General features: G+C 64.2%; 12 protein-coding genes (1 of these 12 running past the window's edge). 10 read left to right on the top strand and 2 right to left on the bottom strand.

Going from position 1 to position 14,292, the window contains the following annotated elements; translation table 11 throughout:
• Positions 1-142: 142 nt before the first annotated feature.
• The 6 genes from G7048_RS11145 (at position 143) to pssA (ending at position 6,371) form a co-directional block, all read left to right on the top strand.
• Entirely contained in the window at positions 143-1,132 is a 990-nt protein-coding gene (locus tag G7048_RS11145; RefSeq protein ID WP_166068203.1) for a tripartite tricarboxylate transporter substrate binding protein, read from the top strand.
• Entirely contained in the window at positions 1,129-2,373 is a 1,245-nt protein-coding gene (locus G7048_RS11140) for a CaiB/BaiF CoA-transferase family protein (protein ID WP_166068202.1), read from the top strand. Before G7048_RS11145 ends, G7048_RS11140 begins: the two co-directional genes overlap by 4 nt.
• A complete protein-coding gene (locus tag G7048_RS11135; RefSeq protein WP_166068201.1) occupies positions 2,370-3,536 on the top strand; it encodes an acyl-CoA dehydrogenase family protein in 1,167 nt (388 codons plus the stop codon). Before G7048_RS11140 ends, G7048_RS11135 begins: the two co-directional genes overlap by 4 nt.
• 19 nt (positions 3,537-3,555) lie before the next feature.
• Entirely contained in the window at positions 3,556-4,578 is a 1,023-nt protein-coding gene (locus tag G7048_RS11130; protein ID WP_166068200.1) for an acyl-CoA dehydrogenase family protein, read from the top strand.
• Positions 4,579-4,868: 290 nt separating this feature from the next.
• Positions 4,869-5,657 (top strand): crotonase/enoyl-CoA hydratase family protein, encoded by a 789-nt coding sequence (locus G7048_RS11125; RefSeq protein WP_166068199.1) that lies wholly within the window; start codon positions 4,869-4,871, stop codon positions 5,655-5,657.
• A gap of 93 nt (positions 5,658-5,750) precedes the next feature.
• Entirely contained in the window at positions 5,751-6,371 is a 621-nt protein-coding gene (gene pssA / locus G7048_RS11120; RefSeq protein ID WP_166068198.1) for a CDP-diacylglycerol--serine O-phosphatidyltransferase, read from the top strand.
• 292 nt (positions 6,372-6,663) lie between these two features.
• Here the strand turns inward: pssA and G7048_RS11115 are convergent, their stop codons facing one another.
• Positions 6,664-10,623, bottom strand: a complete 3,960-nt coding sequence (locus G7048_RS11115; protein WP_166068197.1) for a fibronectin type III domain-containing protein — start codon at positions 10,621-10,623, stop codon at positions 6,664-6,666.
• A gap of 341 nt (positions 10,624-10,964) precedes the next feature.
• On the opposite strand from G7048_RS11115, the gene minC reads away from it, so the two are divergent.
• The 3 genes from minC (at position 10,965) to minE (ending at position 12,894) form a co-directional block, all read left to right on the top strand.
• Complete coding sequence (minC, locus tag G7048_RS11110; protein ID WP_166068196.1) at positions 10,965-11,726, top strand: septum site-determining protein MinC; 762 nt, start codon at positions 10,965-10,967, stop codon at positions 11,724-11,726.
• Positions 11,727-11,806: 80 nt separating this feature from the next.
• Positions 11,807-12,622 carry a septum site-determining protein MinD gene (minD, locus tag G7048_RS11105; protein ID WP_166068195.1) on the top strand — a complete coding sequence of 272 codons (816 nt, stop codon included), beginning with the start codon at positions 11,807-11,809 and terminating at the stop codon, positions 12,620-12,622.
• Positions 12,623-12,627: 5 nt separating this feature from the next.
• Positions 12,628-12,894: a cell division topological specificity factor MinE gene (gene minE, locus G7048_RS11100; protein WP_166068194.1), complete on the top strand. Its 267-nt coding sequence runs from the start codon at positions 12,628-12,630 to the stop codon at positions 12,892-12,894.
• Between the two features lie 100 nt (positions 12,895-12,994).
• On the opposite strand, the gene G7048_RS11095 is transcribed toward minE, so the two are convergent.
• Positions 12,995-13,564 carry a flavin reductase family protein gene (locus tag G7048_RS11095; protein WP_240933245.1) on the bottom strand — a complete coding sequence of 190 codons (570 nt, stop codon included), beginning with the start codon at positions 13,562-13,564 and terminating at the stop codon, positions 12,995-12,997.
• A 116-nt stretch (positions 13,565-13,680) separates the two neighbouring features.
• On the opposite strand from G7048_RS11095, the gene G7048_RS11090 reads away from it, so the two are divergent.
• Positions 13,681-14,292, top strand: the 5' portion of a protein-coding gene (locus G7048_RS11090; RefSeq protein WP_166068193.1) for an alpha/beta fold hydrolase. Its footprint extends 168 nt past the window's final position; only the first 612 of its 780 coding nucleotides appear in the window; it begins with the start codon at positions 13,681-13,683; its stop codon lies off the right edge, out of view.

Here is a 14,292-nt window from a genome sequence, read left to right as displayed (position 1 = left end):
ACTAAATCAGTATCGATTTTGAAAAAAGTAATATTAGACAGCGTAGTGCGTGAATCCTAGAGTGGGGGCTCCAGTTGAATCAAGTTCGGGCTGAACACACACAGGCCCAGTCGGAAGCCAGAGTCTTCCAAGGAGACAAGACATGCCATTGAAGACCCGCAGGTCCGCCCTGCGCACGCTCGCCGCTGCCAATTTGCTGGCGCTTTCCGCCGTGGGTGCGCCCTTCGCGCACGCCGACAGTTTTCCCTCCAAGACGATCAAGTTCGTCGTGCCGTTTGGCCCCGGCAGCGGCACGGACACTTCGGCGCGCTACTTCGCCAAGAAGCTGCAGGACCTGACCGGCCAGGCCGTGGTTGTGGAAAACAAGCCCGGCGCGAACGGCTTCATGGCCGTCAAGCAGGTGCTGTCCGCCCCGGCCGATGGCTACACGGTGTTCATCGGCAGCAACTCCACGCTCGCGGTGAATGCGGCGCTGTTCAAGCAACTGCCGTATGACCCAGTCGCCGACTTCTCGCCGCTGACCATGATGATGCGCTCGCCCGCCATGCTGGCCGTGGCCCCGAGCGCTCCATATCAGGATTTGAAGGGCTTGCTCGCCTATGCCAAGGCCAACCCCGGCAAGGTGAATTTCGGTGCGGGCTCGGCCGGTTACCAGCTCATGGGCGAGCTGCTCAACGACGTCGCCAAGGTGCAGACCGTGCACGTTCCCTTCAAGGGCGCGGGCGAGACCACCACCGCCGTCGCCAGCGGCACGGTGGATTTCACATTCGCCGAAGTCACCGCCGTGCAGGAGCTCGCCAAGGGCGGCCGCGTGAAGGTGTTTGCCGTGGCATCCGACAAGCGCGTGGGCACCTCGCCCGATGTGCCGACATTCACCGAGGCCGGTCTGCCCGGCTTCGAGGCCTACACCTGGGTGGGCGCGATGGTGAGCGCCAAGACGCCCGCAGCGGAAACCGCCAAGCTGGCCGAGCTGCTCACGCAGATCTCCAGGATGGACGAAACCCGCGCTTTCTACGAGCGCATCGGCGCGATCCCGATGACCGGCGGCCCGCAGCAGATGCGTGAGTTCCAGAAGAACGAGATCGCGCTGTGGAAGCGCATCGTGGTGCAGGCCAAGGTTCCGCTGCAATGAGCACGAACAGCAGCAACCACGGTGCCTTGAAACACGTGAAGGTGCTCGATCTGTCGCGCGTTCTGGCAGGCCCCTGGGCTGCGCAGACGCTCGGCGATCTGGGCGCGGAAATCATCAAGATCGAGCGCCCCGACATCGGCGACGACACCCGCGCCTGGGGCCCGCCGTTCGTGCAGGACAAGGACGGTCAGCGCACGCGCGAGTCGGCCTATTACATGTGCGCCAACCGCAACAAGCAGTCGGTCGCGGTGGACATCACCCAGCCCGAAGGTCCGCAGATCGTGCGCGATCTGGCGGCGCAGTGCGATGTGCTGGTCGAGAATTTCAAGACCGGCGGCCTCGCGCAGTACGGGCTCGACTACGAGACGCTGTCGGCGCTCAACCCGCGTCTGGTCTACTGCTCGATCACCGGCTTCGGCCACAGCGGGCCCTACGCGCATCGCGCGGGCTACGACTTTCTGATCCAAGGCATGGGCGGGCTCATGAGCATCACAGGCAAGCCCGATGGCGAGCCCGGCGGCGGCCCGGTGAAGGTGGGCGTGGCGCTCACCGACATCCTCACGGGGCTGTATGCGAGCACGGCGATTCTCGCGGCGCTGCAGGCGCGCGAGCACACCGGGCGCGGCCAGCACATCGATCTGGCGCTGCTCGACGTGCAGGTGGCCTGCCTTGCCAATCAGGGCATGAACTATCTCTACAGCGGCAACCTGCCGCAGCGCATGGGCAATGCGCACCCGAACACCGTGCCGTATCAGGACTTTCCGACGGCCGACGGTCACATGATTCTCGCGATTGGCAACGATGGCCAGTTCGCGCGTTTCTGCAACGCAGCGGGCGTTGCCGAATGGGCGCAGGACGCGCGCTTTCAGACCAACTCTGCGCGGTTGGCCAACCGGGTGGAGCTGATCGAGCGCATCCGCCAGATCACCGTGAGCCAGACCACCAAGGATTGGGTCGCGCTGCTGGAGCAGCACGCCGTGCCCTGCGGCCCGATCAACACCGTGCGCGACGTGTTCGACGATCCGCAGGTGCGCGCACGCGGCATGCAACTGTCCATGGAACACGCGAAGGCGGGCGACGTGCCCATCGTCGCGAGTCCCATCCGTCTGTCGGACACGCCGGTCAGCTACCGCACCTCGCCCCCCGAGCTGGGCGCGCACACCGACGACGTGCTCGCGCGCCATCTCCAGATGACCGAAGCACAGATCACCGCACTGAAAGACAAGGGAGTTCTCGCATGAGCAGCAACAGCAGTCTGGGTTCATTGAGCCTCACGCGCATTCCCGCCGCCGACGAGGCGCTGCGCAGCGAAGTGCGCGCCTTCCTCGCCGAAGCCACGCGTGACATGCCCGCGCATATCCGCGCGCGTTCCTGGGGCGGCTACAACGGCGAATTCAGCCACAAGCTCGGTGCCAAGGGCTGGCTGGGCGTCACGCTGCCCAAGGAATACGGCGGCGGTGGGCGCAGCGCCTTCACGCGCTATGTGCTGGTCGAGGAATTTCTCAACTTCGGCGCGCCCGTGGGCTCGCACTGGATTGCCGATCGCCAGAGCGCGCCGCTGATCCTGAAATACGGCACCGAAGCGCAAAAGCAGTTCTACATCCCCAAGGTCTGCAAGGGCGAGGCGTTCTTCTGCATCGGCATGAGCGAGCCCAATTCCGGCTCGGACCTCGCCAGCGTGCGCACCAAGGCCGTTCCGAATGAGAAAGGTTTTCTGCTCAACGGCCAGAAGATCTGGACCACCAACGCACACCACTGCCAATACATGATTGCGCTGGTGCGCACCTCGGGCACGAGCGAAGACCGCCACAAGGGCCTGTCGCAGGTGATCGTCGATCTGTCGCTGCCGGGCGTGACCGTGCGGCCGATTCAGGACTTGTCCGGCGACAGCCATTTCTGCGAAGTGTTCTTCGAGAACGTGCAGCTCGGCTCCGATGCGCTGATCGGCGCGGAAGGTCAGGGCTGGGAGCAGGTCACCGCCGAACTCGCGTTCGAGCGCAGCGGACCGGAGCGCCTGTTCTCGTCCATCGTGCTGTTCGATCAGTGGCTCGATTACGTGCGCACGCCGCAAGGCCGCTCGCCATCGGCACAGCAACTCGCGGGTCGCGTGTTGACGGAATTGGCACCGCTGCGCGCCATGTCGGTGTCGGTGCAGGAAAAGCTCACCCGCGGCGAAAGTCCCATCGTGGAAGCCGCGCTGGTCAAGGAACTGGGCACGACGCTGGAGCAATTCATCCCCGCCGCCATCGCCGAAGACCTGTTCTCGCGCGACGCGGAAGACGTGCCGGTGGAGCTGCTGATGACGCTGAAATACGTGACCGAGGCCTCGCCCTCGTTCTCGCTGCGCGGCGGCACGCGCGACATCCTGCGCGGCATGATCGCGCGTGGTCTGGGTCTGCGTTGATCGAAGAGGAGACAAAGCAATGAGCAATACGGACAACGATCTGTTCGCCGACGCAGCACGCCAGGTGCTCGCCGACCAATGCACGCCCAACGTCGTGCGTGCCATCGAAGAACACGGCAACGCCGCGCCCGAAACCGCCGCGCTGTGGGCCCAACTCGAAGCCACCGGCCTCGCGGACGCCATGCTGCCCGAAGAGCAGGGCGGCGCAAGCCTCGGCCTCGGCGCGGTCTTCGGCGTGCTGGAGCAATGCGGCGCACACGCGCTGCCCCTGCCGCTGGCCGACACCATGCTGGCGCGCGCCATGCTCGCCGCTGCCAACGTGGACAAGCCCGAAGGCCGCATCGTGCTGGCGCGCGGCGTGCGTGTGGGCGACAACGTCAACGCCGCCCTCGTGCGCAACGCCCGCGTCGCGCAATCCGTGCTGCTCGAAGTCGATGGCGAATGCCGTCTGTTGAACCTGAACGGCGCGCAACTGACGCCACAAGCCTTGGCACTGGACGCAGGCGTGCAATGGACCGCCGCGCAATGGCAGGCAGCACCCGTCGTGCCATCGACCACCGACCTGCGCACCGCGCAGGCCGCAGTCGTCGCCGCGCAAATGGCAGGCGCTTTGAAATCCGTCTTCGACCGCACGCTGCAATACGCCAACGAGCGCCAACAGTTTGGCCGCCCCATCGGCAAGTTCCAGGCCATCCAGCACCAACTCGCCGTGATGAGCGAACATGTCTTCGCCGCCCGCATGGCCGCCCAACTCGGCTGCAGCGGCGACGGCACCACGCCCGACCGCCTACGCGTCGCCACCGCCAAGGCCCGCTGCAGCCAAGCCGCGCTGGCAGTGTCGGAAACCGCACACGCCATCCACGGCGCCATCGGCTTCACGGAAGAATATGACCTGCAACTCTTCACCCGCCGCTTGCACGCATGGAGGCAGACCGCAGGCAGCGAAAGCTACTGGCACAACGTGGCAGGTGAAGCACTGCTCAACGCCAACGGCATGACACTCGACGTGATCCGCAACATCACTGACGTGGAGACAGCATAAGAACGGCAGCAAGCGTGCCCAAAAATTGCGCCCGAAGTCGGGCGCAAGGCACGAGCAACGCGAAGTGCCGAAAATATCTCTTCCAATCTGACTTCCGGCGGTTGTCCGAGCGGAGTGACGAAGGAACGAAGCGAGTTCTGCCGGATGACTTCAAAGCGCGTTTTTGATTGCTTTTTGCGCGCAAGCAAAAAGTGATTGCCCCGCCGGGGGCAGTCCCGGCATCCACAATCAACAACCGAGCAGGTACTGAAAAGTACCAAAGAACCCACCACCGCAAGGAGACAAACAAAATGCCATTCCTGCAGACAACACAAGACGGCGCCATCCTCACCGTCACCATGAACCAACCCGAAACCCGCAACGCCCTCACCGGCAACACCGCGGTGGACGAGTTCGAAAAACTCTGCGACGACGTGCGCCGCGACCCGAGCGTGAAGGTCATCATCCTGACCGGCGCGGGCCCGATCTTCAGCTCCGGCGGCAACGTCAAGGACATGAAACGCTTCTTCGACGACGCGCTCACGCCTGACATGATCCGCGAGGAGTACCGCCAGGGCATCCAGCGCATTCCCAACGCCATGTACCAGCTCGACGTGCCGGTGATCTGCGCGGTCAACGGCCCGGCCATCGGCGCGGGGCTGGACCTGACCTGCATGTGCGACATCCGCATCGCCGCCGACAACGCCACCTTCGCCGAGAGCTTTGTGCGCGTGGGCATCGTCCCCGGCGACGGTGGTGCCTGGCTGCTGCCGCGCGCGGTGGGCTTGGCCAAGGCGTCCGAAATGGCGTTCACCGGCGAGGCGATCAACGCGCAGGAAGCGCTGGCCTGCGGTCTGGTCTCGCGCGTCGTGCCTGCCGATCAACTGCTGGCCGAAGCAAACAAGCTCGCCGCCAAGATCGCCGCCAACCCCGGCGCGGTCATGCGCATGACCAAGCGCCTGCTGCGCGAAGGCCAGTTGGCGTCGCTGGCCTCGCTGCTCGAAATGTCGGCAGGCTTTCAGGCGATTGCGCACAAAACGGACGATCACCGTGAAGCCGTCACGGCTTTTATCGAGAAGCGTGCGCCGAAATTCCAGTGAGTCCGGGCGTCGGGATGCTTAAAAAGTGAGCATCTCAAGACGGCCGCACAAGCTAGTTGGCTGGGCGAGGTTGTAAAGCTTCATAATAGGAAGATGACCGATCGTCCAAAACGTTTCTCGATGATCCGCGAGTTTCACCTCGCGGACTGGTTCACGCTGGGAAATGCCGTCAGTGGGGTGGGAGCCCTGTTTTCGGCAATGTCTTTTCTGGAAACCGGCGATGTGCGGCATATCTATTTCGCCGCCGCGCTGGTTTTTGCCGCTCTGGTGTTCGACGTGCTCGATGGCCGCATCGCACGCTGGCGTCAGAAATCGTCCGCGATGGGGCGCGAGCTGGATTCGCTGGCCGACGTGATCTCGTTCGGCGTGGCGCCCGCCATCATCGCTTATGCCTGCGGCATGCAGGGGCTGTACGACCGCATCCTGCTGGCCTTCTTCGTGGCCTGCGGCGTCTCGCGTCTGGCGCGCTACAACGTGACCGCCGAAGTCATGTCCGAAGGCACGGGCAAGGTCAAGTTCTTTGAAGGCACTCCCATCCCGACTTCGTTCGTGCTGGTGCTGCTGATGGGGATTGCCGCCTCGATGGGCGCGGTGCGCGAGCATCTGTGGTTCGGCAAGGTGATCATTGCCGGGTTCACGCTGCATCCGCTGGTGTTGATCTTTGCGCTGTCCGGCTCCCTGATGATCAGCCGCATCAAGATTCCCAAGCTCTGAGTTTGGTTTTCACCAAATGCAAAGGCCCGCAGACTTTCATCTGCGGGCCTTTTTGCTTTCGGTTTTGCTCTTTTCGGAACTGCAAAGCCTGCGGCTTTGATTGGTTAGTCGTGCAAGGGCGGCAATACGGGGTCTGATCCTTCGTTGTGCCTTCTTGCCGTACCGAAGTACTGTCTGCGTCGGCAGCGCCTCGTCTCAGACCCCGTCTTGCCGTTGTGGCTGGTGATTCGAACCGCCTGACCACTTCTTGGCGTCGTTGTGTGAATCCGGGGACGTGCTGTCCCCGTGCGTTTCACGACCTGCGACGGCGCATGTTCAGGGCGGCTGCGCCTGCCAGCGCCAGTGCGAGCAAGGCCTTGCCGATGTCGGACAGCGTGGGGACGGCGGTGGTGTGGGTGGGCTCCACTACCGCTGAGGGTGCCACCAGGAACACCGGATCGACGATCACGCCGTTGGCACGCTGGTCCTCATCGCCGTCGCCGCCATCGGTGATCGCAAAGCTGCCGCTGGTGCGCGCGCCGTTGAGTTGGCCCTTCACGTCGTACCAGTGCGGTGTCGGGTTGGCTTGGGTCGGGCCGAATTTCCACAGCATCGCTCCGCTGGGCGCGGCTTGCGGCCATTGCCAGGTGACATTGGCTGGGCCATTCGCAGTACCGCCCGCGAGCACAAAGCTGAAGCCCGAAGGCAGCACAAAGCGATAGCCCGTTGGCAAAGGCGGCAGGGAGGCGCTGGGCGCCGAACCCGCCGAGTTGCCCGCGAACTGCCAGCCGTTGCCGCTCACTGAGCCGCTGCTGCCATCGCCGCCGGGCAAGGTGTTGCCGGTGGTGGCGGGCAGTTCGATCTGGAAGCTGCGCTCCACGGGCGTGGCGTCGGGCGAGCCGTTCGCGCCATCCTGCGTTGCGCGCAGCGTGCAGACTCCCTTGGTCAGCAGCGTGACGGTTGCGCCCTGCGCTCCGCCGGTCTTGCAGACGGCCTCCGTGCGGCTGGCGAACTGCACCGGGTTGTTGGACGCATTGCCGGTGGCCGATACGGTGATGGGCGCGCTGCCCAAGGTGCGGTTGGGCTGCTCGGCGAACTGGATGGTCGGCGTGACCACGACGACTGCGCCCGTGCGGAACTCGGTTTTGGCGACCAGACTGGCCGAGCCATCGGCGGCAACGATCACGCTGTAGGCGACATAGGCCGAGTCGGTCGCCAGCCCGCTCGCCTGCAGCTTGGCGGGCTGATTGGCTGTGAGGGCCGTGCCGGGGCTGCTCCACAAAGCCGCTTGATCGGTGGAATCGCGGCCCGCCTTCACCTGTTCCCAGCTCGGCGCGGGCGCGTTGGCGGCGAGGACGATGGCGTACAGCGTGCCTGCCTGCGCGCTTTGTGCCGAGAAATCGGCGCTGCTGGTGGCGCTGGCCGTGTGGGTCCATGTGACGGACGGAAGGGCGGCGATGCTCACGCTGTCGCTGCGAAATTTCTTCCATGCTGCAAAGGCGAGGTCCTTGGCTGCGCTGCCGTCGCCGTAGAAGTCCGCGTCGCCGCAGTCGCTGATGATGGTGGCTGCACCGCCTTGCGCCAACTGCGCGGGCAGGGTGGCGATGCCTTCGGCGGAGCAGGCGGTTTTCGGCGGCGTGAACGCGGCCACATCGGCGGCGAGTACGCGCACATTGAGCGCCAAGCCGTTGCTGCTCACGCGGCCATCCCACGAGAACAGGCGGAAGTCGCGCGGTGCCGTGCCGTTGGCGCCGTTCGGCGGACCGGCGATGATCAGGTAGTCACCATTCGCGTTCTTGCGGATCTCGCGGATGCCGCGTCCGCCGAGGTCCAGGCGAATCGGCGCGGCGATCTGCGCCGAGCCCTTGGTGCCGCCGCTCGCGCCGAGCATGCCCGCGTAGTTGCCCACGGGAATGATGAGCGCGTGCGTGCGGTTGGTGGCCACATCGGACGTGACGGCAGGCTGGCCGGGCGCGCTGACCAGCGGTGCGCGAAAACCCAGCCAGAGCTGGCCGTCGTCGGGGCTGGTCGTGCTGCCTTCGATCGAGAAGCCCGACAGCGTGTCGGTCTCGGGGGCCTTGAGCGGGTTCTTGTCGCCTCCATCCGAGCTGGAAACCAATCCCAGATAGTTCGCGCCCAGCCCGTGGGCGTTGCCCGCATCCCAGGTGCGCAGATCCTCTCGCAGCCATTGGTAGTAGCCGGTCACGCTGCCGCTGGCTGCATCGACGCCGAAGAAGCGCCAGCGGTCGGGGCGCGAGCGGCCATTCTTGTTGTTGGAGTGCGATCCCGCGAAGTACATGCGGTCGCCGACGAGGATGCTCGATTCCAGGTCGACCTCGCCATCGGCGCTGCAATTGGCAAGGCCGGTGAAGCCGCTGTTGCTGCAACTTGCCGCATTCGACAGGCCGAGCGACGCATCCGGCACCAGTTGGCTGACCGGCAAACCGCCGTTCTGCGCGCTGTAGCCGAACACGGCGTTGCCGCCCGCGAGCGCATTGCCCGAGGCGTCCTTGGCTGGTGCTTCATCGTCCACGACCAGCATGTCGCCGCTCGACGTGATGAGCGCGGAAGACGCATCCGAGCGACCCGCAAACCAGCGCGTGCCAGCGGTGGCCGCCGTACTGGCCGACGCGGCGTAGCGAATCGTGCGTGTGATACCGGCTCCACTCGACCCGGTGATGGTCAGCGTGATGTCGGCATAGCCCACGCCTTGCGGCGTCAGCTTCAGCGTGATGGTGCCGCTGTCGTTGCTGGCGGTGATGTTGGAGATGACGTTCGGCGCGCTGGAGGTGGCCGTCACGCTGACCGAGGCGGCACTGCCCTTGGGGTCGCTCACGCCAAAGCGGATGCCTTGCGTGGCGAGCGCATCGTTGGCATCGCCGACCACGCCGGAATAGGCCGTGTTGTCCAGCAAGGTGGTTGCGGGCGGTTCGCCGATCACGAAGTTGCCGGAAGCCGCGCTCGCGCTGCCGCCCAGGCTGTTGACAGCGCGCACGCGCACCTTCTGGCTGCCGCTTTGCAGATTGCTCAAGGCGGCGCTGGTCTTCGTCGATACGGCGCTCTGGTCGATGGTCGTGAAGTCATCGCGCGAGGATTCGATCACATAGAAGGCCACGGCCGCGCCGGAGGCGGGAGCGGTCCATTGGATGGTGCCGCCGTTGCCGTTCTGGCTTGCAAGCTTCACGGCGGTGGGTGCGGATGGCACGTTGGCGGGCGGCGCGGATTCGGGTGCAAGTGCCAGACCGTAGAAGGCTTCGCCAGCAGTGGCTGGTTTGGTGACCAGTGCAGGCGTCCCACTCAGGGAGCCTTGTGCGCCCGAGGTGTCGAACAGACGGAACAGCTGGCCGCTGCTGTCGGTGGCGAGCAGCATCACATTGCCTTCGCCCGTGGGCATGGCAACGAGACCGTGCACGCCGCTGAGCGTCGCCGTGCCGCTGGCAATCCATTGGCTGCCACTCCAGCGGTATTTCTGGAGCGCGTTTGCGTCATTGGCGGCAACGTAGAGCGTGTCGGCGCTGGAGGACTGCGAATTCAGTTTGACAAAGGCAATGCCGCGAAAGTTGTTGGCGGGCAGGGCTGCCACGGGGGTGGCCGTGGGTGTGCCCGTTTGCGGCAGGTTGCTGCCCAGTTGGTTGAGCGTGCCGCCGCCCGCCAGCGAAACGAACAACTGGCTGTTCTGGATCGACAGACCTTGCGCATTGGTGGCGTTCAGAATCTTGGGCGTGGCACCGCTTTGGGTGGTGAACCACACGCCCTTGCCGTTTTTGTCGCCGTTGCCGCTCACCCAGATGGCCGCACAGTCGCTGCTGATCGCGCTGCGGATCGAATCCGTGTTGAAGGCCGTTGCACCCATCAGGCTGAGCGCGGACGGAGCCACGGCATTGGAGCCGACCACGGCCACGGCGCGTTGTGCGACGGTGGTGGTCGAGGCCTTGAGCGTCGTTGCACCGGCTTGCGCCGCATAACCCGGCACGGTCAGGCATTTGCCATCGGCCGAGCGGTTGAGCAGACCTTCCGAGCCCGTGGTGCTGGCGGCGAGCGAGGCGACCGCTGTGGACGACAGTGCCACGCTTTGTACCAGCGTGCCATCGGCACTGTATTCATCCAGATAGACCGAGCGCGCTCCCGTTTCCGCACCCACGCGGTAGGCCACAAAATTGCCGCTGGCAAAGGGCGCGGCCCAGGAGTCCAGCGGCACGGCGACGGATGAAGCCAGAAGAAGCAGCGCGGCCGCAGACGTGGCGCTCGGGGCGAAGGGACGGGGACTTTTCACGGCGGAGCAGGCCGACAAGGCCCTTTGGTTGCAAAGCGATGCAATTTGCCCGCGCGCCATGTCAATATCGTGACAACCAGCGTGATGGCTTGTTTCCATCGATCAGGAAACCTGCATTCGGTGCTCGTCGGGAAACGTACTGATGCAGCCGCCAGCGCCGCGCACTGTACACTTCGCCATTAATGAGCCTGTTTGCGATCTTTTCGTGGTCTGGCGACCTGTCTGGGCTCATCAGCTCGCCCCGCAAAGTCCGCAAGCAGATTCACCTCCCGGTGACTGCGCAGATCGCCTCTTTGTTGCGCGCGCAAGTGCCGATATCGTGATTCCCACCACTTCTGTTCATGGCCGTTGATACTGCGGGGCAGTCCCGCACCAGTTTTGACCTCAAGAGCGCTCAGTTGCCGGTGGTGGCCGTGATGCTCAAGAGCCCGGATGTTTCCGCTTTTGCTGCCGATCTGGCGGCGCGCTTGGCCGACGATCCCGAATTCTTTGACAACGACCCGGTTCTCATCGACCTGACCGCCCTGCGCGAGTCGGACGAACCGATCGACTTTGCCGCGCTCATCGCCGAGCTGCGCCAGCACCATACCCAGCCCGTTGCTGTGCGCGGCGGCAGCAGCGAGCAGATGCAGGCCGCGCACGAGGCGGGCCTGATCGCCGCGCCCGACGCGCCCAAGCGCGAAAAATCCGCCAAACCCGAGGTGCGCGAAGTCATCCGCGAGGTCGAGGTGGTGCGCGAGGTGCAGGTCCCGGTCGAGGTGCCGGGCGAGGGCGTCGTCACCATGGTGGTCGACAAGCCGCTGCGCTCCGGTCAGCAGGTCTATGCACGTGGCGGCGATCTGGTCGTCATGGCCATGGTCAGCTTTGGTGCCGAGGTGATCGCCGATGGCAACATCCACGTCTACGCGCCGCTGCGTGGCCGCGCGATCGCCGGTGCACGCGGCAATACCGATGCCCGCATCTTCTGCACCTGCATGGAGGCGCAGCTCGTCTCCATCGCCGGCATGTACCGCGCCATCGAGACCGATCTGCCGCCCGACGTGCTGGGCAAGCCTGCGCAGGTTCGTCTGGAAGGCGAAAAACTGATCATCGAACCATTGTGAGAGGGAGCCCATCCATATGCGCTGGCAATCACCGAACCCCTTTTTAATTTCAAAAAACCGAAGCAAGGACTGTGCATAACATGGCCAAAATCGTCGTCGTGACCTCCGGCAAGGGTGGCGTGGGCAAGACCACCACCAGTGCCGCCTTTGCCTCCGGCCTGGCGCTTGCCGGCCACAAGACCGCCGTGATCGACTTTGACGTCGGCCTGCGCAATCTGGACCTGATCATGGGTTGCGAGCGCCGTGTCGTCTATGACCTGATCAATGTGATTCAGGGCGAGGCCAATCTGAACCAGGCCCTCATCAAGGACAAGCAATGCGACAACCTGTTCGTGCTGGCCGCCAGCCAGACGCGTGACAAGGATGCGCTCAACCAGGAAGGCGTGGGCAAGATCCTCAAGGATCTGGCCGACATGGGCTTCGAATACATCGTCTGCGACTCGCCCGCCGGCATCGAAAGCGGCGCGCTCATGGCCATGCACTTTGCCGACGAGGCACTGCTGGTGACGAACCCGGAAGTCTCGTCCGTGCGCGACTCCGACCGCATTCTGGGCATGCTCGGCAGCAAGACCAAGCGCGCCATCGAGGGGCTGGAGCCCATCAAGGAGCATCTGCTCATCACGCGCTACAACCCCAACCGCGTGGAAGACGGCCAGATGCTGAGCCTGACCGACATTCAGGACATCCTGCGCATCCAGCTCATCGGCGTGATTCCCGAGTCCGAGAACGTGCTGCAGGCATCGAACCAGGGCCTGCCCGCGATCCACCTGAAGGGCACGGATGTCTCCGAGGCCTACAAGGACGTGGTTGCCCGTTTTCTGGGCGAAGAAAAGCCCATGCGTTTCACGGATGCCGAGAAGCCAGGCTTCTTCAAGCGCATCTTCGGAGGGAGGTAAGCGTGATGTCCCTGTTGTCCTTCCTGCTCGGGGAGAAGAAGAAAACCGCCTCGGTCGCCAAGGAGCGTCTGCAGATCATCCTCGCGCACGAGCGCAGCGGTCGCAACGCCGGTCAGCCCGACTATCTGCCTGCGCTGCAACGCGAGCTGGTGGCCGTGATCAGCAAATATGTGTCGATCAACGCCGACGACATCAAGGTGCACCTGGAACGTCAGGAAAACCTCGAAGTGCTCGAAGTGAAGATCGAATTGCCGGAAGCTCCTGCCAAGTGATTGCGCAGTAAGCTGCTTCGGACCATGAAAAAAGCGAGCCTTGGCAGTCCATGCCAAGGCTCGCTTGTCTTTGTGCGGAGCCAGTCCGGCGGTTTGCCGATCAGCGCGCCGTGTCCTTCTCGTCCGCCACGGCTGCGTCGGCCAGCAGGTGCTCGGTGAAGAAGCGCCCCCCGTGATAGAGCAGCGGTGACGAATCCGTGTGGTGGCTGCAATATTCCACCTGACCCACGAAGATGATGTGGTCGCCCTCGTCGTAGCGGCTGCGATTGAAGCATTCAAAAGTGGCAGCCACATTGGGCAGCAAGGGCGCGCCGCTCTTGCCGAAGCGGTAATCCACACCTGCCCAGCGGTCGATGTCACGTCGCGCAAACTGCTCAGCCAGGCCTTGCTGCTCTGCGGTGAGCACATTGATCGCGTAATGCGTTGCCTCGCACAGCATGGGCATGGAGGCCGCTTTGCGCGCCAGACTCCAGAGCACCAGCGGTGGCTCCAGCGACACGGAGTTGAACGAGTTGGCCGTCAATCCGATCAACTGACCATTGCTGGCGCGTGCGGTGACGATGGTCACGCCCGTGGCGAACATGCCCAGCGCATCACGAAAATCACGTGACGAGAAATTGGGCGTCTGAGCCTCGGCCGAGCGGTGGAGCGAAGAAGAGTTGCGATTCACGAAATCATGGCGCTTGGCACCAAAAACAAGGTCGGGATATTGGATGAAATGACTGGGCTATTATTGTCTGCAACTGATCGGCCTGCTGCCGAAAGGGTTCGACAAGAGAGCACTGCATGGCAATTCTTCCCCGATTTTCGATGCTCGGCCACGGCCATACAGTCATCATGCTGCACGACGCTGACGGTGGGCACCTGACTTTCTCCCCTTCGGTGGAGGCGCTCGCCAGTCAGGGTTACCGCGCCGTGGCCGTCGATATGCCCGGATACGGGTACACGCCGCCGAGCGAGCCCTACAGCGTCAAGGCGCTGGCCCAAAGCTGTCTGGCGCTGATCGATGCGTTGCAGGTCAACAAGGTCACCCTGGTCGGCCACGGGCTGGGTGCCATGGTGGCGTTGGAGACGGTGATGCGCGATCCCAGCCATATCAAGCGACTGGTGCTCTGTGCTGGCGGGCCTCCACTGGATGAGCCATCACGCGAGGCCTGGGTGGACACGCGCCTGTCCGCGCTGGATGAAGGCCTGAACATGGAGCAGATCGCCGACCGCATCATTCCCCTGCAAACGGGAAGCAAGGCGCTGCCCGAGGGCGTCCGCCTGATTCGCCACGCCATGACCGAAGTGCACCCGCTGATCTATCGCCATGCACTGCAGGCGTTGCCCAGCTTTCAGCGCAATGCGGCGGCACTGGCTCAGATCTCGCTGCCCACCCTGTTGATCGGCGGTGCG

This window comes from Diaphorobacter sp. HDW4B, assembly GCF_011305535.1.
Lineage (GTDB): Bacteria > Pseudomonadota > Gammaproteobacteria > Burkholderiales > Burkholderiaceae_C > Diaphorobacter_A.
The sequence above is the reverse complement of the archived record's forward strand: the minus strand, read 5'-3'. Positions and strand labels throughout refer to the sequence as shown.

What these genes read in the sequence shown, in the direction of transcription:
- G7048_RS11130 (WP_166068200.1), top strand. Translation starts at nt 3,556, where the DNA reads ATGAGCAATACGGACAACGATCTGTTCGCCGACGCAGCACGCCAGGTG.
- pssA (WP_166068198.1), top strand. Translation starts at nt 5,751, where the DNA reads ATGACCGATCGTCCAAAACGTTTCTCGATGATCCGCGAGTTTCACCTC.
- G7048_RS11125 (WP_166068199.1), top strand. Translation starts at nt 4,869, where the DNA reads ATGCCATTCCTGCAGACAACACAAGACGGCGCCATCCTCACCGTCACC.
- G7048_RS11140 (WP_166068202.1), top strand. Translation starts at nt 1,129, where the DNA reads ATGAGCACGAACAGCAGCAACCACGGTGCCTTGAAACACGTGAAGGTG.
- G7048_RS11135 (WP_166068201.1), top strand. Translation starts at nt 2,370, where the DNA reads ATGAGCAGCAACAGCAGTCTGGGTTCATTGAGCCTCACGCGCATTCCC.
- G7048_RS11145 (WP_166068203.1), top strand. Translation starts at nt 143, where the DNA reads ATGCCATTGAAGACCCGCAGGTCCGCCCTGCGCACGCTCGCCGCTGCC.
- minE (WP_166068194.1), top strand. Translation starts at nt 12,628, where the DNA reads ATGTCCCTGTTGTCCTTCCTGCTCGGGGAGAAGAAGAAAACCGCCTCG.
- minC (WP_166068196.1), top strand. Translation starts at nt 10,965, where the DNA reads ATGGCCGTTGATACTGCGGGGCAGTCCCGCACCAGTTTTGACCTCAAG.
- minD (WP_166068195.1), top strand. Translation starts at nt 11,807, where the DNA reads ATGGCCAAAATCGTCGTCGTGACCTCCGGCAAGGGTGGCGTGGGCAAG.